The sequence below is a fragment of the Spiribacter sp. 2438 genome (assembly GCF_009676705.1).
In the GTDB taxonomy this organism is placed as follows: domain Bacteria; phylum Pseudomonadota; class Gammaproteobacteria; order Nitrococcales; family Nitrococcaceae; genus Spiribacter.
This window is the reverse complement of the sequence record NZ_CP046046.1, coordinates 602,318-624,754: the sequence shown is the minus strand read 5'-3', so window position 1 is coordinate 624,754 and position 22,437 is coordinate 602,318. Positions and strand designations below refer to the sequence as shown.

Annotated in this window: 21 protein-coding genes and 2 tRNA genes; all 23 read right to left on the bottom strand. The window is 62.8% G+C overall.

What is annotated here, in order from left to right:
• Positions 1–6 precede the first annotated feature (6 nt).
• Positions 7–2,616 carry a translation initiation factor IF-2 gene (gene infB, locus GJ672_RS03175; protein ID WP_154295833.1) on the bottom strand — a complete coding sequence of 870 codons (2,610 nt, stop codon included), beginning with the start codon at positions 2,614–2,616 and terminating at the stop codon, positions 7–9.
• A 29-nt stretch (positions 2,617–2,645) separates the two neighbouring features.
• Positions 2,646–4,142, bottom strand: a complete 1,497-nt coding sequence (gene nusA / locus GJ672_RS03170) for a transcription termination factor NusA (protein ID WP_154295832.1) — start codon at positions 4,140–4,142, stop codon at positions 2,646–2,648.
• A 3-nt stretch (positions 4,143–4,145) separates the two neighbouring features.
• Positions 4,146–4,625 (bottom strand): ribosome maturation factor RimP, encoded by a 480-nt coding sequence (rimP, locus tag GJ672_RS03165; protein WP_154295831.1) that lies wholly within the window; start codon positions 4,623–4,625, stop codon positions 4,146–4,148.
• A 123-nt stretch (positions 4,626–4,748) separates the two neighbouring features.
• Positions 4,749–4,825 (bottom strand) — tRNA-Met (locus tag GJ672_RS03160).
• A gap of 38 nt (positions 4,826–4,863) precedes the next feature.
• Positions 4,864–5,199: a DUF2818 family protein gene (locus GJ672_RS03155; RefSeq protein ID WP_154295830.1), complete on the bottom strand. Its 336-nt coding sequence runs from the start codon at positions 5,197–5,199 to the stop codon at positions 4,864–4,866.
• Positions 5,200–5,206: 7 nt separating this feature from the next.
• Positions 5,207–6,649 carry an NADH-quinone oxidoreductase subunit NuoN gene (gene nuoN / locus GJ672_RS03150; protein ID WP_154295829.1) on the bottom strand — a complete coding sequence of 481 codons (1,443 nt, stop codon included), beginning with the start codon at positions 6,647–6,649 and terminating at the stop codon, positions 5,207–5,209.
• Positions 6,650–6,668: 19 nt separating this feature from the next.
• Positions 6,669–8,183, bottom strand: a complete 1,515-nt coding sequence (locus tag GJ672_RS03145) for an NADH-quinone oxidoreductase subunit M (RefSeq protein WP_154295828.1) — start codon at positions 8,181–8,183, stop codon at positions 6,669–6,671.
• A complete protein-coding gene (gene nuoL, locus GJ672_RS03140) occupies positions 8,183–10,159 on the bottom strand; it encodes an NADH-quinone oxidoreductase subunit L (protein ID WP_154295827.1) in 1,977 nt (658 codons plus the stop codon). The genes GJ672_RS03145 and nuoL overlap by 1 nt, the downstream gene beginning before the upstream one ends.
• Before the next feature lie 2 nt (positions 10,160–10,161).
• Positions 10,162–10,467 carry an NADH-quinone oxidoreductase subunit NuoK gene (nuoK, locus tag GJ672_RS03135; protein ID WP_154295826.1) on the bottom strand — a complete coding sequence of 102 codons (306 nt, stop codon included), beginning with the start codon at positions 10,465–10,467 and terminating at the stop codon, positions 10,162–10,164.
• Between the two features lie 13 nt (positions 10,468–10,480).
• Positions 10,481–11,092 (bottom strand): NADH-quinone oxidoreductase subunit J, encoded by a 612-nt coding sequence (locus GJ672_RS03130; RefSeq protein ID WP_154297008.1) that lies wholly within the window; start codon positions 11,090–11,092, stop codon positions 10,481–10,483.
• A gap of 27 nt (positions 11,093–11,119) precedes the next feature.
• A complete protein-coding gene (nuoI, locus tag GJ672_RS03125; RefSeq protein WP_154295825.1) occupies positions 11,120–11,608 on the bottom strand; it encodes an NADH-quinone oxidoreductase subunit NuoI in 489 nt (162 codons plus the stop codon).
• A 19-nt stretch (positions 11,609–11,627) separates the two neighbouring features.
• Positions 11,628–12,647, bottom strand: a complete 1,020-nt coding sequence (nuoH, locus tag GJ672_RS03120; RefSeq protein WP_154295824.1) for an NADH-quinone oxidoreductase subunit NuoH — start codon at positions 12,645–12,647, stop codon at positions 11,628–11,630.
• Positions 12,644–15,058, bottom strand: a complete 2,415-nt coding sequence (nuoG, locus tag GJ672_RS03115; protein WP_154295823.1) for an NADH-quinone oxidoreductase subunit NuoG — start codon at positions 15,056–15,058, stop codon at positions 12,644–12,646. The genes nuoH and nuoG overlap by 4 nt, the downstream gene beginning before the upstream one ends.
• A complete protein-coding gene (gene nuoF, locus GJ672_RS03110) occupies positions 15,055–16,332 on the bottom strand; it encodes an NADH-quinone oxidoreductase subunit NuoF (RefSeq protein ID WP_154295822.1) in 1,278 nt (425 codons plus the stop codon). Before nuoF ends, nuoG begins: the two co-directional genes overlap by 4 nt.
• Before the next feature lie 2 nt (positions 16,333–16,334).
• Positions 16,335–16,847 carry an NAD(P)H-dependent oxidoreductase subunit E gene (gene nuoE, locus GJ672_RS03105; RefSeq protein ID WP_154295821.1) on the bottom strand — a complete coding sequence of 171 codons (513 nt, stop codon included), beginning with the start codon at positions 16,845–16,847 and terminating at the stop codon, positions 16,335–16,337.
• Complete coding sequence (locus GJ672_RS03100; protein ID WP_154295820.1) at positions 16,844–18,097, bottom strand: NADH-quinone oxidoreductase subunit D; 1,254 nt, start codon at positions 18,095–18,097, stop codon at positions 16,844–16,846. The genes nuoE and GJ672_RS03100 overlap by 4 nt, the downstream gene beginning before the upstream one ends.
• A complete protein-coding gene (locus GJ672_RS03095; protein ID WP_154295819.1) occupies positions 18,090–18,821 on the bottom strand; it encodes an NADH-quinone oxidoreductase subunit C in 732 nt (243 codons plus the stop codon). Before GJ672_RS03095 ends, GJ672_RS03100 begins: the two co-directional genes overlap by 8 nt.
• 9 nt (positions 18,822–18,830) lie before the next feature.
• On the bottom strand, positions 18,831–19,307 hold the full coding sequence (locus tag GJ672_RS03090) for an NADH-quinone oxidoreductase subunit B family protein (protein WP_154295818.1): 477 nt from the start codon (positions 19,305–19,307) through the stop codon (positions 18,831–18,833).
• Positions 19,298–19,654, bottom strand: coding sequence for an NADH-quinone oxidoreductase subunit A (locus GJ672_RS03085; RefSeq protein ID WP_154295817.1), 357 nt, complete (start codon positions 19,652–19,654; stop codon positions 19,298–19,300). The genes GJ672_RS03090 and GJ672_RS03085 overlap by 10 nt, the downstream gene beginning before the upstream one ends.
• 42 nt (positions 19,655–19,696) lie before the next feature.
• Positions 19,697–19,781 (bottom strand) — tRNA-Leu (locus GJ672_RS03080).
• A gap of 68 nt (positions 19,782–19,849) precedes the next feature.
• Complete coding sequence (gene secG / locus GJ672_RS03075) at positions 19,850–20,209, bottom strand: preprotein translocase subunit SecG (RefSeq protein WP_154295816.1); 360 nt, start codon at positions 20,207–20,209, stop codon at positions 19,850–19,852.
• Between the two features lie 27 nt (positions 20,210–20,236).
• The gene (tpiA, locus tag GJ672_RS03070) at positions 20,237–20,998 is read right to left on the bottom strand and encodes a triose-phosphate isomerase (RefSeq protein ID WP_154295815.1); all 762 of its coding nucleotides are present in this window, start codon (positions 20,996–20,998) and stop codon (positions 20,237–20,239) included.
• A 69-nt stretch (positions 20,999–21,067) separates the two neighbouring features.
• Entirely contained in the window at positions 21,068–22,435 is a 1,368-nt protein-coding gene (gene glmM / locus GJ672_RS03065; protein ID WP_154295814.1) for a phosphoglucosamine mutase, read from the bottom strand.
• Positions 22,436–22,437: the final 2 nt, after the last annotated feature.

Genomic DNA, 22,437 nt, shown 5'->3' with positions numbered 1-22,437 from the left:
CGGCGCTTACAGGGAGCGCTCGATGGTGACCCGCTCGTAGCACTCGATCTGATCCCCGGCCCGAACATCGTTGTAGTTGCGCACTCCGATTCCGCACTCGGTACCGGACTGAACCTCGTTGACGTCGTCCTTGAAGCGGCGAAGGGACTCCAGCTCCCCCTCAAACACCACCACATTGTCCCGCAACACGCGAATCGGGTTGCTGCGACGGACCACGCCATCCACCACCAGGCAACCGGCGATCTGCCCCAGCTTGGAGGAACGGAACACGTCACGGACCTCGGCGGTGCCGATGATGCGCTCCTGAGTCTCGGGTTCGAGCATGCCGCTGATGGCCGCCCGCAGCTGGTCGATGGCGTCGTAAATGATGCTGTAGTAATGCAGTTCGACGCCGTTTTCCTGCGCCAGGCGACGGGCCTTGGCATCGGCTCGCACATTGAAACCGATCAGCAGCGCTTCCGAGGCCAGGGCCAGGTTGACGTCGGACTCGTTAATGGCGCCCACACCGGTCGCCATCGGAGTAATCCGCACTTCGTCATTGGACAGATTGGTCAGGGACTGGGTGAGCGCTTCCACCGAGCCCTGCACATCGCCCTTGACCACCAGATTGACGGTCATGACGTCCTGGTCCTGCATGCGGGAGAACAGCTCGTCCATCTTGGCCGCCTGCTGGGCCTGAAGGCGCTTGTCGCGGCTCTTCTCGCGCCGATGGTCCGCCAGCTCTCGAGCCCGGCGCTCATCATCCACCATGAGCACGTCGTCGCCCGCCTCCGGCAGCCCCGAGAGCCCCAACACTACCACCGGCGTTGACGGACCCGCTTCCTTGATCCGATCACCCCGCTCGTCGAGCATGGCCCGCACCCGACCAAATTCGGTCCCGGAAATGATCGTGTCGCCCTGGCGCAGGATACCGTTCTGAACCAGAACCGTAGCCACCGGGCCGCGGCCCCGATCCAGGCTGGACTCCACTACGATGCCCGAGGCCGGGCATTCGCGGACCGCCTTGAGCTCGAGCAGCTCGGACTGCAACGCCACCGCTTCCAGCAGTGCGTCCACGCCGTCACCCTTCAGGGCCGAGCAGTGGATGAACTGAGTATCACCGCCCCACTCCTCCGGGATGACCTCGAAGGCCGCCAATTCGTTTTTGACCCGGTCGGGATCGGCATCTTCCCGGTCCATTTTGTTCACGGCCACCACGATGGGCACGCCCGCCGCCCGGGCGTGTTTAACCGCTTCCTCGGTCTGCGGCATGACGCCATCGTCGGCCGCCACCACCAGGATGACCACATCGGTCACCTGAGCGCCCCGTGCCCGCATCGCCGTAAAGGCCTCATGGCCGGGGGTATCCAGGAAGGTAAGGTCGCCCTTCTCGGTTTGCACCCGATAGGCACCGATATGCTGGGTGATGCCACCGGCCTCACCCGCCGCCACCTTGGCCCGACGGATGTAATCCAGCAGCGTGGTCTTGCCATGGTCGACGTGACCCATAATGGTCACCACCGGAGAACGCGGTTCTTCCTTACCGGCCGGCTCGACGGCCTGCCCCAGCACCGCTTCCTCAAGGTCGTCCTCGCGCACCACCCGCGGGCGATGCCCCATCTCTTCCACCAGCAGCACCGCGGTGTCCTGGTCGATGGCCTGGTTGATGGTGGCCATGACGCCCTGCTTCATCATTTCTTTGATGAGATCCGCCGCCTTGACGCTCATGCGCTGGGCCAGGTCACCCACGGTGATGGTTTCAGGGACGTCCACGTCGCGTACGACAGGTGCCGTGGGCTTTTCGAATTCCTGCTGCAGCGCGGAACTGGCTGCGCCCGCGGCACCCCGTCGCGCCGAACGACCGCCGGCCTCGGCCCGCTTGCGTGCCTTGCCCTTGCCCCGGGCGGCCTTACGCCGAGCCCGCTCCTCGGCCTCGCGCTCCCGCTTGGCTTCGGCCTCGAGGCGCTTGCGCTCCTTCTCGTCCTCGATTTCTTTTTTGCGGGCCGCCTCGGATTCCGCCTTCTGGGTCTCCGCCTCGAGGTCGGCCACGGTCGCCGCCGGCTCCCCGGCGGCCTCGCTGGTGGACGCCTCCGCCGACTCATCCGCCGCCGACTCGGTCGCTGAGGTTTCAGACTCCTGAGCGACCTGGGCCGCTGCCTCGGCTTCCCGCTGGCGCTGAGCCTCGGCGGCCTCGGCCTCCGCCCGGGCGGCCTCCGCCGCCTCCAGGTCGGTTTTGAGTGCCCGCTCCAGAATCTGCGCATCCTGTTCCGCCGCTTCCGCTTCGACGACACTGCGCTTGACGTAGGTCCGCTTTTTGCGCACTTCGACATTGACGGTCTTGCCACTGCCCGCTCGGGTGCCCCGGGCCCCTCGGCGTTCTCCGCCACTGGATGGCACCCGAAGCTGGCTGTGACTGCGTCGCTTCAGCGTGATCTGCGACGGGGCGCCGTCGGCTTCATCGCCGCTCTTGCGTCCATGGGTCTGCCGGATGTGCTCCAGCAGAGCCGACTTGTCCGCCTCCGCGAACTCGGCGTCGGGATCATCCCCATCAATCCCGGCTTCACGGAGTTGCGTCATCAGTCGCTCAAGGGGGACTCCCGTGTGCTCTGCAAACTCTCTGACCGTGTTCTGCGTCATATCCATTCCTCCGTCCCGGGCACCCGGACTCAGGCCCGATCGCCTTCGTCAGCGGCAAACCAGGGCTCACGGGCCTTCATGATGAGCGCGCCGGCGCGCTCGGCATCAAGCCCCTCAACCTCCAAAAGATCATCGACGGACTGCTCGGCGAGGTCTTCCATGGTGCGAATCCCCTGGGCCGCCAACCGTCCTGCCGTCTCGGCATCCATGCCCTCCATGGTCAGAAGATCCTCCGCCGGTGCATTCTCGGCGGCTACCGCCGCCTCCCGCTCGGCAAGAACATCCCGCGCCCGCTGTCGCAGCGCGTTGACCAGGTCCTCATCAAACCCTTCGATCTCCAGCAGCTCAGCCGTGGGCACGTAGGCCACTTCTTCGACGCTGGAGAATCCTTCTTCGACCAGCAAAGCCGCCAGCTCCTCTTCGGCGTCGAGGTTGCTGATGAACATTTCAACCAGCTCGGCCGCTTCGGCTTCGCTCTTGGCCTCGGCTTCTTCAGCCGTCATCACGTTCAGTTCCCAGCCGGTCAGCTCACTGGCGAGACGGACGTTCTGCCCACCCCGGCCGATGGCCTGGGACAGCTGTTCCTCGCCCACGGCGATGTCCATGCTGTGGCGATCCTCGTCAACCACGATGGACTCGACTTCGGCCGGAGCCATGGCATTAATGACGAACTGGGCCGGGTTTTCATCCCAGAGGATAATGTCGATGCGCTCGCCGGACAGCTCGTTGGAGACGGCCTGTACCCGGGAGCCTCGCATGCCGACACAGGCACCCACCGGATCAATTCGGGTGTCCAGGGCGTTCACCGCGATCTTGGCCCGAAGCCCGGGATCCCGCGCCGCCCCCAGGATTTCGAGGAGATCCTGGCCGACCTCGGGCACCTCCAGCTTGAACAGTTCAACCAGAAAATCCGGTGCCGAACGGCTGGCAAAAAGCTGAGGGCCCCGGACCTCTTCCCGGACTTCGCGCAACCAGGCACGCAGCCGATCCCCCGGCCGCACCGCTTCGCGATTGATCATTTCCTCCCGGGGAATGTAGGCCTCAGCGTTGCTGCCAAGATCCAGATAAACGCTGCCGCGCTCCACACGCTTGACGATGCCGGTGATGAGTTCTCCGGCCCGGTCTCGGTAGGCTTCGATCACCTGGGCCCGCTCAGCCTCGCGGACTTTCTGGACAATCACCTGTTTGGCGGTCTGGGCGGCAATGCGACCAAACTCCACGGATTCCATGGGCGATTCTATAACGCTGCCGACCTCGAGCGTCGGATCACTCTCTTTTGCCGTGGTCACCGGGATTTCCTGATCGGGCCACTCGATCTCGACGTCATCCTCGACCACGTGCCAGCGGCGGAAGGTCTCGTAGTCGCCGGTGCGCCGATCGACAGCCACGCGGACATCGATATCACCCTCGTGCCGCTTCTGGGTCGCTGACGCCAGTGCGGCTTCGATGGCCTCGAAGATGACCTCCTGCTCAACGCCCTTTTCATTGGCGATGGCATCAACAACCAGCAGAATTTCCTTGCTCATCGTCTATTTGCTCTCCCGATGGCCGCCCGTTTCGGGCTCCAGCTCCAGATGCGCGCGATCAATTTCCGTCAGTGGGACGGCAATCTCCTCGCCCTCTTCGTGAATCACCACCTGATCATCCCGCAACCCGACCAGCCGGCCGTGATGACGCCGCCGGCCGTCCAGCAGTCGACGCAACCGCAGATGGACGGTCTCCCCGGCAAACCGGTCGTAGTCTTCGGTCTTGAAAATCGGCCGATCCAGCCCGGGTGAAGAAACCTCCAGCAGGTATTCGCCGGCTATCGGATTCTCGACGTCGAGGACACCACTGACCTGATGGCTGACCCGTGCACAGTCATCCACCTCGATCCCCTCGGGCCGGTCGATGTACAGACGCAGCGTCCCCTGGCGCCGACCCGGATGAAACTCCACCCCGACCAGCTCGTAGCCAAGTCCCGTGACCACCGGCTCCAGCAATTTGGTTACGCGTTCAGGCGCTTTCATGCTTTCCGCTTCCGGCTCCGGCCGGAACAAAAAATGGGCCATAGGCCCATTTCCCTTGGCCAGCCCCCTTCCGGGCGCCGGCAAAAAAAAAGGCCGCAAGCGGCCTTCTCGAAGATGCCTGTTTGGTAGCGGGGGCAGGATTTGAACCTGCGACCTTCGGGTTATGAGCCCGACGAGCTACCGGACTGCTCCACCCCGCAACCGACAAGCGACAGGATAGGGGGCGACCCGGTTTTTTTCAAGAGGGTTTGCGGCGTCGACGCTTAATCAATCGCCGCCGCAGGTCATGGCGGTACACAAACCCGGGAAGCGCCAAAACCGCAAACAGACACAGGACGATGACCCAGAACTCCCACCCCTGGGGCTGGAGCTGCCCCTGGGCCTGCATCTCAAGCCCGGCGGCGATCAGCGCGACCACGCCAAACATGCCGAGCCACTCCAGAAGCCGGACCCATTCCGACTTGGATCCGCTGCGGGGCTCGCGCACAAATGCCACCTTCTCGGTGACCCAGGGCAGGTTGGCAGCCACCAGACTGATGACCAGCAACAGGGGGATGGCAATGCTGTTACTCATGGCCGAATTATAGACCGAACGCCGCCCGGCACAGGGTGATCAGCGTGTCCGGAAACAACCCGAGCAGCAGGACCAGCCCGCCGTTGGCGGCAATCAGGACCTTCGGCCCGGCCGGCGTCTCCAGCGCGACGGGCGCTTCGTCGGAACGGTCAAAATAGACGGCCTTGAGCACCCGCAGGTAGTAGAAAGCGCCAATGACCGCAAAAACCACGGCCAGCACCGCCAGCCAGATCAGGCCGACTTCCACCAGGGACTGGAGCACCAGCCATTTGGCGTAGAAGCCGACGGTTCCCGGAATCCCCGTCATGGAAAACATCAGCAGCAGCATCACCAGGGCAAAGCCGCTGTGGCGCTCGTTGAGCCCACGCATATCGTCGATCATCTCGGCCTCGAACCCCCGCCGGGACAGCAGGATGATCATGCCGAAGGCCCCCGCGGCCATGATGCCGTAGCTGATGGCGTAGAACAGCGCCGCCGCGTAGCCCTCGTCGGTGCCTGCAATCAGCCCGAGGAACAGAAAGCCGATGTGGGACACCGTTGAGTAGCCCAGCATCCGCTTGAAATTGGTCTGGACGATGGCGAACAGGTTACCCACCGCCAGCGAACCCACCGCAAGAATGATCGCCATGACCTGCCACTGGTCATGAAGATCTCCCAGCCCCTCCGCCAGGAGCCGGAGAAACAACGCCAGTGCGGCGATTTTGGGCGCGCTGCCCAGAAAGGCGGTGACTGCGGTGGGCGCCCCCTGGTAGACATCCGGTATCCACATGTGAAATGGCGCCGCGCCGAATTTGAAGGCCACACCCACCAGGGCGAAGGTCATGCCAAAGGCCATCAGCAGCTGATTCTCACCGGCCGCCGCCGACGCGGCGATGTCCGAGATCAGCAGGCTGCCGGCGGCGCCATAAATCATCGACATGCCGTAGAGGAGCATGCCCGAGGAGAGCGCCCCCAGGACGAAATACTTCATGGCCGCTTCAGAGCCGATGCGGCTCTCGCGGTTGAAGGCGACCAGCGCGTACAGACTGAGAGACAGAAGCTCAAGACCGATATAGAGGACCAGCATGCTGGAGGCTGACGCCATGACCGACATGCCCAGCGTGGCCATCAGAGCCAGCATGTAGAACTCGCCCTGCAACAGCGATCGCTGCCGCAGGTAGTCGCGGCTGTACCCGATGGTGATCGCCGCCAATGCGGCAATGGCCCCTTTCAGCAGTCCCGCCAGGCTGTCGGAGACATACATGCCGTTGAAGGTGATCTGCGCCTCACCCCCCCAGTGGGTGAAGAACGCCAGCACAATGGTCACCAGCAGGGTCAACTGAGTCAGCAGGAAAGCAAGACGCGCTTCGCCACTGCGGTCAAACAGGTCGGCCACAAGCACTACGCAGACCATCACCCCGAGCCAGATTTCCGGGGCCGCCAGTGCGAATTGAGGCATCTCGAAGGTCATGTTCGTCCTCGAACCGGTGCTAAAGGGTCGCCATCACGATGCTGAACAGTGCATCGAGGGATGGGGTCATGACATCCACCAGCGGTGCCGGGTGAATGCCGAAGTAAAGGATCACCACCGCCAGCACGCCCAGCAGGAAGAGTTCCCGCCGGTTGACGTCCTGAAGCTCTGCCACGGCATCACTGCGGACTTCGCCGTAGACCACGCGTTTGATCATCCACAGGGTATAGGCCGCCCCCAGAATGAGCGTCAATCCGGCCACAAAGGCATACCAGAACCCGGCCTGGAAGCTCGCGAGAATCACCATGAACTCGCCGACAAATCCCGAGGTACCCGGCAGGCCGGCATTGGCCATGGCGAAGAGCACAAAGAACCCGGCGAAAATGGGCATGCGATTGGCGACTCCGCCATAGTCCGCGATCTTGCGGGTGTGCATGCGGTCGTAGAGCACACCAACGCACAGGAACATGGCCGCCGATACGAACCCGTGGGAAATCATCTGCACCATGCCGCCTTCCAGCGCCAGCAGCGCCCCTTCGCGGCCGCCGCCATTGGCAACGATGCGGAAAATCAGGAAAAACCCGAAGGTCACAAACCCCATGTGGGCGATGGACGAATAGGCGATGAGCTTTTTCAGATCCGTCTGCACCATGGCCACCAGGCCGATATAGACCACGGCGATCAGCGACAGACCGATCAGCAGCCAGTCCAGAGCCAGGCTCGCCTCTGGCGCAATCGGCAGGCTGAAGCGCAGGAACCCGTACCCGCCGATCTTGAGAGTAATCGCGGCCAGAATGACCGAGCCGCCGGTGGGTGCCTCCACGTGGGCATCCGGCAGCCAGGTGTGAACGGGAAACATGGGCACCTTGACAGCAAATGCCGCCAGGAACGCGAGGAACAGCAGGACCTGAGTCTGCAGCGGCAGCGCCAGGCCATAGAAATCCTGGATGGCGAAACTGCCGGCCTCGGTGCGCAGATAGATCAGCGCCACCAGCATCAGCACCGAGCCCAGGAACGTGTAGAGGAAGAACTTCAGCGTGGCATAGATCCGGTTCGGCCCGCCCCAGATCCCGATGATCAGAAACATCGGGATTAGCATGGCTTCGAAGAAAACGTAGAACAGAATGGCGTCCAGGGCGCTGAACACCCCGATCATGATGCCTTCCATGATCAGGAAGGCCGCCAGGTACTGGGCGGGCTTGTAGCGGACCACCTCCCAGGCGGCGATGACCACCAGCAGCGTCGAGAACGCGGTCAGGACCACCAGCGGCATGGAAATCCCGTCCACGCCCAGGTGGTAATGAATATCGAAGGCTTGGATCCAGAGTCGTCTTTCCTCGAACTGGATGGCGGCGATCCCCGCCTCAAAACCACCCCAGAGGGCCAGGGCGAGCACCAGAGTCAGGCCGGCAACACCCAGCGCCGCCCAGCGGGCCCGATCCGCATTGCCATTGCCCACCGCCAGAACGGCCAATCCCCCCAGAATGGGAATCCAGACCAGCAGACTCAGTAAAGGCAGTCCCTGTAGCGCCATCAGAACCACCCCCGCCAGTTAGCGACGAAAATGGTTAACAGCACCAGCAGGCCGATGATCATGACAAAGGCGTAGTGGAACAGATAGCCGGACTGAAAGCCGCGGATCAGACCGGCCACTCGGCCCACGGTGCGTGCCGAGCCGTTGACGATCAGGCCGTCGATCAGGCCCTGGTCACCAATCCGCCAGAGGGCTCGTCCCAGGCTCCGCCCGCCACCGGCAAACCCGACGTTATACAGATCATCAAACCCGTATTTTCGCTCCAGAACCCGCACGACGAGACCCAGGCGCTGGTTGATCGCCGGCAACAGATCCGGGCGGCGAATATAGAAATACCAGGCGGTGATGGCACCGGCGAGGGCCAGCCAGAACGCCAGGTGGGTCACCGCCGCCAGGGCGAAGGCGGTCGGCCCGTCAAAATGCCCGGCCACATTGACCAGGACGTCATTGCCGGGCGCCACATGGATAACGCCTTCAAAGAAATCACCGAACAGCATCGGGCCCATGGTGAAGTAGCCGATCACCACGGAAGGCACCGCCAGGACAATCAACGGCCACTGCATCACCGGCAGCACATAACGCGGCAGATGCTGCATGTGCTCGCGGGCGTGGGGGTCGACCCGATCCTCGCCCCAGAACACCAGGAAGTACAAACGGAAGCTGTACAGCGACGTAATGAAAACCCCCAGAAGAACCGCGACATAAGCAAACCCGGCGCCGGCGCGATCAGCGTAGTTGACCGCTTCGATAATCGCGTCCTTGGAGTAGTACCCGGAGAAAAACGGCGTTCCGACCAGCGCCAGGGTGGCCAGCAGCATGGTGATATGGGTGATGGGCAGATAGCGGCGCAGGTTGCCCATGCGCCTCATGTCCTGCTCATGATGCAGGGCAACGATAATGGCGCCGGCTCCGAGGAACAGAAGGGCCTTGAAAAAGGCGTGGGTCATCAGATGGAAAACCCCTGCCGCATAGGCCGAGGCGCCCAGGGCAACAAACATGTAGCCCAACTGCGACAACGTCGAGTAGGCGATAACCCGCTTGATGTCTGTCTGCACCAGGCCGACCAGCCCCATGAACAGAGCGGTGATCGCACCCAGCACCAGAACCAGCGATAGGGCCGCTTCGGACATTTCGAACACCGGCGACATCCGGGCCACCAGGAAAATACCGGCGGTCACCATGGTGGCAGCATGGATCAGCGCCGAAATCGGCGTCGGGCCTTCCATGGAGTCCGGCAGCCAGACGTGCAGCGGAACCTGGGCGGACTTGCCCATGGCACCGATGAACAGCAGCACGGCCACCACGGTTGCCACCAGCGCTTCGGTGCCAAGGATGGACATCGTGGCCTCGGGGTCGGCCGCCGCGGCCTGGAAGACCTCGGCATAATCAAGACTGCCATAGAAATACAGAATCGCCGCGATACCGAGCAGGAAACCGAAATCGCCCACCCGGTTGACCAGGAATGCCTTGAGGTTGGCGAATATGGCGGTTTCCTTTCGATACCAGAAACCGATCAACAGATATGAGACCAGCCCGACGGCCTCCCAGCCAAAGAACAGCTGCAGGAAATTGTTGGCCATCACCAGCATCAGCATGGCGAAGGTGAACAGGTTGATGTAACTGAAAAACCGCTCGTAGCCGTCGTCGTCATGCATGTAGCCGATGGTGTAGACATGCACGGCCAGCGACACCGTGGTCACCACCACCATCATGAGCGCCGTCAGGCGATCTACCAGGAAACCGATTTCGACAATCAGCCCACCCAGGGTGCCCCAGCGGTACAGGGCCTCGTTGAACACCGGGGCGCCGCCCCAGACATGCTGATACAGCACCCAGAGCGACAGCGCCGCGGACAGCCCCACGGCACCGACGGTGATGGCGGCGGAAGCGCTGCGCCCGATCCGACGACCCATGAGGCCGGCGATAATGGCACCCACCAGCGGTGCGAAAACGGCCAGGACGTAGACAGACTTCATGCTCAACCCTTCATCGAGTCCAGATCGCCAACATTGATGCTGCCCCGGTTACGGAAGAGCACCACCAGGATGGCGAGGCCGATGGCGGACTCCGCCGCCGCCACGGTGAGGATGAAGAACACGAACACCTGTCCGTGGATGTCTCCGAGAAAACTGGAGAAAGCGATGAAGTTGAAATTCACCGCCAGCAGCATGAGCTCAATGGACATCAGCAGGACAATGACATTCTTCCTGTTCAGAAAAATGCCCGCCATGCCGATGGAAAACAGCAGGGCGCTGAGTATCAGATAATCTGAAAGCGCTAACATTTATGCCCCGGTTTTAAGAGTCTTTTTTTCTATCGCTCGGCATTCGCACCATGCGTAGCCGGTCTTCCTTTCTGGTGCGCACCTGGGCCGAGATGTCCTGATGCTTGGTGCCACCCCGACGGCGATGGGTGAGCATGATAGCCGCGATAATCGCCAGTAGCAGCACCATGGCCGCCAGCTCGAAGGGATAGACATAAACCGTGTACATCACGTTGCCGAGCATGCGGATGTTGTTGGTTTCTCCATCCGCTGCCGCCGTGGCCTCGGCCGTCATGGCCGACAGGTCCACCTCTGCCGAGCCCAGCACCAGCAGCATCTGCAGCACCATGACCACGCCCACTATCGCCCCAAGGGGCAGGTAGCGCGCAAAGCCTTCCCGCATGACCGAGATATTGATGTCCAGCATCATCACCACGAACAGGAAAAGCACCATCACGGCGCCCACGTAGACCAGGACCAGCGCGATGCCCAGGAACTCCGCCTCCGCCATGAGCCAGAGTGCGGCGCTAGTAAAGAACGCCAGTACCAGCGCCAGTGCCGAATGCACCGGGTTCCGGGCAGTGATCACCAGCATCGCCGCCAGCAGCAGGATGGCGGCGAACACATAAAAAATGACTTTTTCGATCACGGTGTGCCCCGATCCCCTTTCAACCTAGCGATACGGCGCGTCGGCCGCCCGATCTTCCGCCAGTTGCGCTTCGTACTTGTCCCCAATGGCCAGCAGTTCCTGCTTGTTGATGATCTGCTCGCCGCGGCGCTCGAAATGATATTCGTGAATCCGGGTTTCGACGATGGAGTCCACCGGGCAGGACTCCTCACAGAATCCGCAGTAAATGCACTTGAACAGGTCAATGTCATAGCGGGTGGTGCGCCGGGTCCCGTCATCCCGCTGTTCGGATTCGATGGTGATGGCCAGCGCCGGACAGACGGCTTCGCAGAGCTTGCAGGCAATGCAACGCTCTTCGCCGTTCGGGTACCGCCGCAGCGCATGAAGGCCGCGGAACCGCGGTGACTGGGGCGCTTTTTCTTCGGGGTACTCCAGGGTGTATTTGGCATCAAACATATGCTTGCCGGTCAGCCGCATCCCTTTAAGCAGCTCGGTGAGCATGAAGGTGCCGAAAAATTCCTTGACCGCTTGCATCGTCAATAACCTTCTTGAATCAGAACCAGGGGCCGACTTCGCCGAGGATCAAGCCGGACAGGACCACCAGCCAGACCACCGTCACCGGAATCAGCACTTTCCAGCCCAGACGCATGATCTGGTCGTATCGGTAACGGGGGAACGTGGCCCGGAACCAGATGAACAGGAACAGGAACAGGCAGGTCTTGAGGACGAACCAGACAAAACCTGGCACCCAGTCGAACATCGGGCCCAGCAGTGGCAGGCCGTGAAATGGCGAATACCAGCCACCCAGGAACAGGATGGCCGCCAGACCCGAAATCAAGATCATGTTGGCGTATTCGGCGAGGAAGAAGATGGCGAAAGCCATCCCGGAGTATTCCACGTGGAAACCCGCGACGATCTCCGACTCGCCTTCGGCCACATCAAACGGCAGGCGGTTGGTCTCCGCCACACCCGAAATCCAGTAGACGACAAACAGTGGCAACAGCGGCAGCCAGAACCAGTTCCAGATCGGCCCGGCCTGGGCGTTGACGATCTCGGTCATGTTCAGACTGCCCGCCGCCATCAACACCCCCACCAGGGCGAAGCCCATGGCGATCTCATAGGACACCACCTGGGCGCCGGCACGCAGGGAGCCCAGCAACGCGTACTTGGAGTTCGATGCCCAGCCCGCGAGGATGATCCCGTAGACACCCATGGAGGTCATGGCCAGCACATAGAGCAGACCGGCATTGATATCGGCGATCACCACCCCTTCGGCCAGCGGGAGCACCGCCCAGGCGGCCAGCGCCGGCATAATGGACAGCATCGGCGCCAGAACGAACAGGAATCGGTTGGCGTTCTGGGGCAGCACCACCTCTTTCATCAGCAGCTTCAGCGCATCCGCAATGGGCTGGAGCAGACCGTTCCAGCCAACCCGGTTGGGCCCTTTGCGCAGCTGCATGGCACTGATGACCTTGCGCTCGGCATAGGTCATGTAGGCCACCGCCAGGAACAACGGCACCACCAGCGCCGTTATCTTGGTGACGATCCACGCCAGTTCAATGAGGGCGTTCATTCACCGCCCTCGACCGGCTCGACCTCAATGGCGCCGATCAGGGCGCCCAGACCCTCGCTGCCGGACACGCCGCCGGCAATCCAGACGCTACCGGCGGGAACCTGATCTCCCACGCGCGCGGGGAGCTCCACTGCCTGATTGCCCTGGGACACCCGCACTCGGCTTCCATCGGCAACGCCCAGCGACCGGGCATCCTCGGCATTGATTAGTGCCTCGGCATCCGCCGCATGGTCGGTCTGCTGAAGAGCCGAAGCATGTCGGCACAGCGGATCCACCCCGAACATGGCCGGATAGCCAATGCGGGTCAGGGAACCCGCCGGCGCTTTGACCGGCTCCACCACCTGAAGCGGCCGCGCCGCGCCCGAGTCGCCGGCCATTGACTGAATTTCGGCGTGAATCTCGTCAGGGGCCTGGTAGTCAAAGCCATCCAGCTCGAGGACGTTTGCCAGCACCCGCAGCAGACGCCACGCGGGACGGGCGTCGCCCTGAGGCTGTCCAACGCCGGCAAAGCTCTGCCAGCGGCCCTCGGCGTTCACCAGCGTGCCGGCGGTCTCGCCCAGGGTGGCGATGGGCAGCAGGATATCCGCATGGGCCCGCAGCGACGGCGAGTCATAGGCCGCCACCGCAATCACGGACTCGGCTTCGGCCAGCGCGTTGGCGGCCAGTACACCGTCATGGAGGTCGTGCTCCGGCTCTACACCCAGCAACAGGTAACCCTTGCGGGGTGTATCGAGCATGGCACGGGCATCGAGCCCTTCATTGGCCTGCCCGTCGGCGCTTCGGCCCGGCACCGCGCCGGTGATCCAGCCGCCGGCGGTGTTCGCGCCATTGGTGAGCTCGTTGTAATCCGCGCCAGCCAGTGCGGCGATGCTGCCAGCCAAGTAGCGCAGTTCGGCGCCCGCCGGATGCGCATCGGCGAGACCACCGAGCAGAACGGCGCCCCGGTCTGCATTGCTCAACGCTTCGGCGATCTCCCGTGCCTGATCGTCAATGGCGACGCCAGTGAGCCAGCTTTCCAGCCCAGCCGGTTCCGACTGGCCCTTCAACTCGGCCAGAGCCCTCACTACGGCAGCCAGCCGGGCAGGCAATTCGGACACCGGGGCCACACCATCCACCGCCAGCGGGATGTTCCAGTCGAACTGGCGGGGATTCAGGGCCATGATCCGGCCGCCCCGCAGCCCGGCCTTGCGCAGCCGGTGATTGATCAGTGGCTGCTCATGACGGGGGTACCCACCCACAATGAGCGCCGCGTTCAGGTTTTCCAGCTCGGCAATGGGTGTCTCCAGCCCGGGGAAACCATTCGCCAGCACGCCATCCCTGAAATCGCCACGACGCAGTCGCGTGTCAATGTTGCCGCTGCCCAGCGCGCGCATGATGCGAGCTGCCAGATACATTTCCTCGAGGGTGGCCGACGGCGAAAGCAATGCCCCCAGGGCATCGCCCCCGTGTTGATCCACCAGATCACGAAACCGGTTGGCCACCGCCTCCACGGCGGTCTGCCAGTCGACACTGTGCCACTCGCCGTCCTCCTTGATCTGCGGAGAAAGCAGGCGATCGGTGCTGTAGACGCCCTCGTAGGAAAATCGGTCCCGGTCACTGATCCAGCATTCATTGACCGCTTCATTATCCCGGGGCACCACGCGCTTGATGGCTCCGCGAACCTGGTGAAGGTCGATGTTGGAGCCGATGCAGTCATGAGGGGAAACCGAGGAGTGAGCCAGCATCTCCCAGGCCCGAGCCGAGAATCGATACGGCCGCGCCGTCAGCGCTCCGACCGGGCAGAGATCGATGACGTTACCGGAGAGCTCGGAGTGAACCCCCGTCCCGACCAGTGTGCTGATCTCGGTGTGCTCGCCGCGGAACATGGCGCCGAGCTCGCTGGTGCCGGCAACCTCGTCAAGGAAGCGGACGCAGCGTGTGCAGTGAATGCAACGGGTCATCTCGGTGGCGATCAGCGGCCCCAGGTTTTCATCCTTAACCACGCGCTTGCGCTCGACGAACCGGGAGACGCTTCGGCCGTAGCCCAGGGCCAGATCCTGGAGTTCGCACTCGCCGCCCTGATCGCAGATCGGACAGTCCAGCGGATGGTTGATGAGCAGGAACTCCATCACGCCGCGCTGGGCTTTCAGGGCCCGCTCGGAGGTGGTGCGCACCACCATGCCGTCCGCCACCGTGGTGATGCAGGCCGGTAACGGCTTGGGGGCCGGCCGGCCACCCATCTCCACATCCACCAGGCACATCCGGCAGTTGGCCGGCGCCGAGAGCTTGCGGTGATAGCAGAAGCGGGGGATATCGATCCCGTGCTCGTCGGCGACCTCGATGATGGGGGCCCCCTTGGGCGCCTCGATGGACCGGCCATCAATCTCGATGGTCACGGTCTCCGGATTGGCTGTTTCGACCTTTGCGCTCATGCGGCTGCCTCAACAATCGATCGCTTGTGCTCGATGTAGTATTCAAACTCGTGCCGCCAGTGCTTGAGCACGCTCTGCACCGGCCAGGCCGCCGCCTCGCCAAAGGCGCAGATGGTGTGACCGGCAATCTGTCCGGCGGCGGATTCCAGAAGCTCCAGGTCTTCGGGCCGACCATGTCCTTCGTAAATCCGCCGTATCACTCGGTACATCCAGCCAGTGCCCTCGCGGCACGGGGTGCACTGCCCGCAGGACTCCGCGTAGTAAAAGCGGCTGACCCGCATGATCGCCTGAACCATGTCCGTGGTCTCGTCCATCACCACCACGCCGCCGGATCCCAGCGCCGTCCCGGCCTTCATGAGCGAGTCGTAATCCATGTCCAGCTCGAGCATCTGCTCACCCGGCACCATGGGCATGGAGGAGCCGCCGGGGATAACGGCCTTCAGCTGGCGACCCTTCCAGACACCGCCGGCCATCTCCAGCAGATCTCGGAATGGCGTGCCCAACGGGATTTCGAAATTGCCCGGCTTTTCCACGTGGCCGGACACCGAAAAGATCTTCATCCCGCCGTTGTTGGGCTTGCCCAGTTCGAGGAACCAGTCTGCGCCGTTGCGGATAATCGCCGGCACCGAGGCCAGCGTCTCGGTGTTGTTGATGGTGGTGGGCCGGCCGTACACCCCGGCCTGAGCCGGGAATGGCGGCTTGTTCCGGGGCATGCCCTTCTTGCCCTCCAGCGACTCCATCAATGCGGACTCCTCCCCGCAGATGTAGGCGCCGGCTCCCACGTAGTTGTGGATCTGGTAGTCAAACCCGGACCCGAGGATGTCCTCGCCCAGGTAACCCGCCTCACGGGCCTCCCGGACCGCCTGTTCCATGCGCTGAAACGGTTCCTTGATGAACTCGCCGCGCATGTAGTTGAACCCGGTGGTCACCCCCATCGCATAGCTGGCGATGATCATGCCCTCGACCAGGGCGTGGGGGTTGTACCGGAGAATATCCCGGTCCTTGCAGGTGCCCGGTTCGGACTCGTCGGAGTTGCAGAGCAGGTATTTCGGGCCGGGTGCACTGCGGGGCATGAAGCTCCACTTCATGCCCGCGGGAAAGCCGGCGCCACCGCGCCCCCGCAGGTTTGACGCCTTGATCTCTTCAATGACGTCCTCCTGGCTCATGCCCTCGCGCAAAACCTTTTCCAGCGCCTGGTATCCACCCACCGCGCGGTAATTTTCGAGGGTCCAGGGCTCGTCGAATTGGAGCGTTGTATAGCAGACGTTGGTCATGACTACTCCAGGCCGTCGATGATTCGGTCGATCTTCTCGGGCGTCAGATCGGTGTAGAACTCCTCATCCACCAGCATCATCGGAGCACCGGCGCAAGCGGCCAGGCACTCCTCTTCACGCTTTAGCGTGATCCGGCCATCGGCTGTGGTCTCATCCAGCCGGATGCCGAGTTTTTTCTCGACATACTCGACGATCTCGTCGGAGCCGCGGAGCATGCAGGAAATGTTGGTGCAGATATTGATCTTGTGACGCCCAACCGGTTTGACATCAAACATGCCGTAAAAGGTCGCCACCTCGTAGACCCGAGCGGGGGCCATGCCCAGGTAATCCGCCACCGCATCCATTCGATCCCGCGGCAGCCAGCCCCCGCAGTGATGCTGGACGACATGCAACGCCGGAATCACCGCCGACTGACGGCCGGCCGGGTTATCCGGGAACCGCTCCAGCCACTGGTCGATTTCCTGGCGCTCGGCATCGCTCAAACCGCCTTCAACCGGCTCTTGGGCGCTACTCACCGATCCACCTCCCCGAAAACAATGTCCATGGTGCCCATCACGGTCACCACGTCGGCCAGCATGTGGCCGTTAACCATTTCGTCCATAGCGGACATGTGGGCAAAGCCCGGCGCCCGCAGCTTCAGCCGATAGGGCTTGTTGGCGCCATCAGAGACAATGTAGGCACCGAACTCGCCCTTTGGCGCCTCGATGGAGGCATAAACCTCGCCCGGCGGCGTGCAGTACCCCTCGGTAAAGAGCTTGAAGTGGTGAATCAGCGATTCCATGTCGTCCTTCATCTCTTCGCGGCTGGGCGGAACCACCTTGTTGTCGCTGAGAATCACCGGACCCTCGTTGCGCCGCAGCCAGTCCACGCACTGACGGATGATCTTGACCGACTCCCTCATCTCTTCCATGCGGACCAGATAGCGGTCGTAGCAGTCGCCATTGGTGCCCACCGGAATCTCGAAGTCCATGCGGTCGTAAACCTCGTAAGGCTGCTTCCGCCGCAGGTCCCATTCCACCCCGGATCCGCGCAGCATCGGACCGGTGAACCCCAGCTGCAGGGCCCGCTCCGGCGGCACCACCGCCACATCCACCAGGCGCTGTTTCCAGATCCGGTTATCCGTCAGCAGGGTGTCGATTTCGTCCACGGTGCCCACGAACCGGTCACAGAAGGCCTCGATGAAGTCGAGCATGCTGCCCTCGCGGTCAGCATTCATCCGGCTCAACTGCTTGTCGTTGCGGAACTCCGACTCGCGATACTTGGGCATGCGCTCTGGCAGATCACGGTAGACGCCACCCGGACGGTAGTAAGTGGCATGCATGCGCGCACCGCTGACCGCCTCGTAGCAGTCCATGAGCTCCTCACGCTCCTTGAAGGCGTAAAGGAAGACCGTCATGGCCCCGACGTCCAGCCCATGGGCGCCGATCCACAGCAGGTGGTTAAGAATTCGGGTGATCTCATCGAACATCACCCGGATGTACTGGGCCCGCTCCGGGGGCGTCACCCCGAGGAGCTTCTCGATCGCCAGCACATAGGCGTGCTCATTGCACATCATGGACACGTAATCGAGCCGGTCCATGTAGCCGATGCTCTGATTGTAAGGCTTGGTCTCAGCCAGCTTTTCGGTGGCCCGATGCAGCAGCCCAATATGGGGGTCAGCGCGGCGCACCACCTCGCCCTCCATCTCGAGGACAAGACGGAGTACGCCGTGGGCGGCCGGATGCTGAGGGCCGAAGTTGACCGTGTAACTGCTGATTTCAGGCATCGCGAGCCTCCTCGGCGGTGGGGTCGGCGTATCGGTTGTCCTTGCGGATCACCCGGGGCACCAGCACACGGGGCTCGATGGACACCGGTTCATAGACCACACGACCCCGGTTTTCGTCATACCGGACTTCGACGTTGCCAATAAGCGGAAAGTCCTTGCGAAATGGATGGCCGACGAAGCCATAGTCGGTCAGAATCCGGCGCAGGTCGGGGTGGCCGTTGAACACCATGCCGAACAGATCGAAGGCTTCCCGTTCCTGCCAGTTGGCCGACGCCCACAGCGGGACAATCGAGTCCAGCATCGGGAAATCGTCATCGCCGGCGAAGCAGCGCACCCGCAGGCGATGGTTATGCGTCACCGACAGCAGGTGGTACACGGCGGCGAACCGCCGCCCGGTGTTGGACTCGATCCGCTGTACGCCGTAGATGCCGGTGAGACCGAGCCGACCGGTGCTGAACCCGTCCACGCCCCGGCTGAAACCGGTATTGGTGGCCTGTTCGGTGATCCATTCGTCCTTGCCATAGGCGGCATAATCGACGCCGGCAATGTCCAGCAGCTGCTCGAACCGCAGGGACTCATGGTCTCGAAGTTGCTCCATGGCTGAGTAGAGATACTCGGGAGCAACTTCGATTTCTGCCTCGCCGTACTCGTGGCGGTTCGCCGTCACGGTGTCGCCAAGTACGCCCGTGACCCGTTCGAGAATCGTATCCGCCGAACCTGTCATGTCAGCACCTCAGCGGGCGATGGTGTTGGTGCGCCGAATCTTGTTCTGCAGCTGCACCACGCCGTAGAGCAGCGCTTCGGCGGTAGGTGGACACCCGGGCACATAAATATCCACCGGCACGATACGGTCACAGCCACGCGTCACCGAGTAGGAATAATGATAGTAGCCGCCGCCGTTGGCACAGGACCCCATGGAGATCACCCACTTGGGATCGGGCATCTGGTCGTAGACCCGGCGGAGAGCCGGCGCCATCTTGTTGACCAGGGTCCCCGCCACGATCATGACGTCGGACTGCCGCGGCGAGGGCCGAAAGATCAGACCCATTCGGTCCATGTCGTAGCGAGCCGCACCGGCATGCATCATTTCCACGGCACAGCAGGCCAACCCGAAAGTCATCGGCCACAGCGACCCGGTCCGGGCCCAGTTGATCAGCTTGTCCGCGGAAGTGGTTACAAAACCTTTTTCAAGGACGCCCTCTACTCCCATTCCAGCGCTCCTTTCTTCCACTCGTAAAGGAATCCGACCAGCAGTACGCCAACGAAAATCGCCATGGCTCCAAAGCCAAACAGGCCGATGTCGTCCAGAACGATGGCCCACGGAAAGAGGAAGGCGATTTCCAGGTCGAATATGATGAACAGTATGGCGACGAGGTAATAGCGCACGTCGAACTGCATGCGCGAATCCTCGAAAGCCTCAAAACCGCATTCGTAGGGAGTGAGCTTTTCGTGCTCGGGCCGCCGGGGCGCCAGGATGAACCCCGCTGCGAGCGGCACCACGCCGATCACCATGGCCAACACGATGAAGACCAGAATCGGTAGATAGCTCTCGAGCATCGGGAAACGCCATCCTGATTGCTAAGAAGAGAAGTTGGTTCATGGTGCGGATGGCCGGACTCGAACCGGCACGGCTTTCGCCACTGCCCCCTCAAGACAGCGTGTCTACCAGTTCCACCACATCCGCGTGACTGAGACCAATGACAGAGAAAATGCTAACAGGATGCGCCCCGTGCCACAACGCGGGCGACGCCTCTAATCCGGGGCAGGGCCGGGCTCAGCGCCGTTGGAGCGGCCGTCAATGGCGTCATCCGGCACCGGCGGCAGCTCCTGAGTGGCGGGCTCCTCCACCTCGCGGTCAAGCACACTGTCCGTGTCCGCCGTAAAGGTGCCAGCCATGATGGCCAGCGTCAGGCTGGTGATGAAAAACGCGATTCCAAGCCCCCAGGTCAGCCGACCGAGGAAGGACGCCGAGCCGCGGGCACCAAAAACCGTGCTGGATGCGCCGCTGCCAAACGCCGCACCGGCGTCTGCCCCCTTGCCGTGCTGCAGCAGCACAACACCAATGAGCGTCAGTGCAAGGACCAGATGAATCGCCAGAATGATCGTGTACATGTTTCCTCTGCGTTAAAAATCCGCGGTTCAACCGCGGGGCACGGCGGCACAGATGGCCGCAAAGCCCTCGGCGTTCAGGGATGCACCGCCGACCAGACCGCCGTCCACATCTTCCATGGCCAGCAGCTTAGCCGCGTTATCCGGCTTCATGCTGCCACCATAGAGCAGCCGGCGCTCTGCGGCGCCGTCATGACCCTCAATGGTCGCAAGGCACTCCCGGATGAAGCGATGCATGGACTGCGCCTGTTCTGCGCTGGCCGTACGACCCGTACCGATCGCCCAGACCGGCTCATAGGCGATCACGCCAGCCCCCAGCCCATCGGCGCCGATAAGATCCGTGATGCCCCGGATCTGCGCCTCGACGATGGCTTCACTGCGGCCGGCGTCACGCTGCTCCAGCGTCTCACCCACACACAGAATGGGGACCAGTCCGCTCGCCATCGCCCGCTGGTAACGCGCTGCAATAACGCGATCGTCCTCCGCGTAGTATTCGCGACGCTCCGAATGACCGAGAATGACATGGCGCACCCCAAGGTCAGCCAGCATCTCCGCCGCCACCTCCCCGGTGCGGGCGCCGAGTGCGGCATCGGCACAGTTCTGAGCACCGATGGCGATCGCGGTCCCGGTCAGGGGCTGTTTGACGGCTTCAAGATGAACAAACGGCGGACACACCACCACCTCGACACCGTGGAGATCCGGCAGATGCCGCGCCAGTTCATCGGCAAGGCGCACGGCATCGCTGCGCAGGCCGTTCATTTTCCAGTTACCGGCAATAAGCGGAGTTCGCATGGGCTACTCTTGCGATTCGTTCATGGTCAGCAGGAAAGCGCTCGAGAGTACTCGGCGGGACTCCGAGAATCAATCACCGGTAGCCGCTGACACCTCTGGCTGGCAATAGGCGGCCACTTCCTCAGCCAGCGCCTCGGCGTGGGCGCGAACCTGTGCATCTTCCCGGCCTTCAACCATGACGCGAACCACAGGCTCGGTCCCGGACGGCCGGAGCAGCACGCGGCCTGCCTTGCCCAGACGCGCTTCGAGCGTCTCCACCGCGGCGGTGACCCGGGCGTCGGCCATCGGCTGAGCCCCGCGTCCGACCGGGACGTTGACCATGTGCTGGGGCAGCTTGTCCATGCCGTTAATGGCGTCGCCAAGGGGTACCCCACTCTCGATGGCACCCCCAAGCACCTGCAGGGCCGCCACGATCCCGTCACCGGTGGTGGTTCGATCCAGGCAGACAATGTGCCCTGAAGACTCCCCACCCAGGATCCCGTCCCGGGCATGCAGCATCTCGAGCACGTAGCGATCGCCCACCTGGGCCCGAAGGAAGTCGATGCCCATGCCCGACAGCGCCAGCTCCAGGCCCAGGTTGCTCATTTGCGTGCCGACCACCGGCCCCCGCAGACCACCGGCCTGATGGCGGCTGCGGGCGATTGCCCAGAGCAGCTGGTCGCCGTCCATGACCCGACCCCGCTCGTCCACCATGATCACGCGGTCACCGTCACCATCCAGGGCGATGCCACCATCCGCTCCCGCATCGAGCACCACTCGCTGCAGTTCACTGACACAGGTCGAGCCACAGTCCACGTTAATGTTGAGGCCGTCGGGCTCCACGCCCCGCCGGATGACCCGGGCACCCAGCTCTTCGAAGACCGCCGGCGCCATCTGGTAACCGGCGCCATTGGCACAGTCCACCACAAGGGTGAGACCGTGCAGCCCGACACCGGGCATGAGGGTGTGTTTGCAGAACTCGATGTAACGCCCGGGCGCGTCCATGACGCGGGACGCCTTGCCAAGGGCCGCGGAACCCACCGTCTCCAGTGACCGGTCAAGATAGGCTTCAATCGCCAGCTCCAGCGCATCATCCAGCTTGTAGCCGTCGGCCGAAAAGAACTTGATGCCGTTGTCTTCGTGGCTGTTATGGGAAGCGCTGATCACAATCCCGGCATCCGCCCGCAGGGTCCGCGTCAGGTAAGCAATACCCGGCGTCGGGATTGGCCCCAGCAGTTGAATATTCATGCCAGCCGCCGAAAGACCCGCTTCCAGCGCCGATTCGAACATGTAATTGGAAAGCCGGGTGTCCTTGCCGATTAGCACCCGCCCGGAACCCCCATGTTCCCGAAACACCCGACCGGCGGCCCAGCCCAGCTTAAGTACAAAATCCGCGGTGATGGGCGGCTCGCCGACCCGACCCCGAATACCATCTGTTCCAAAGTAGCGCTTTTCCATCG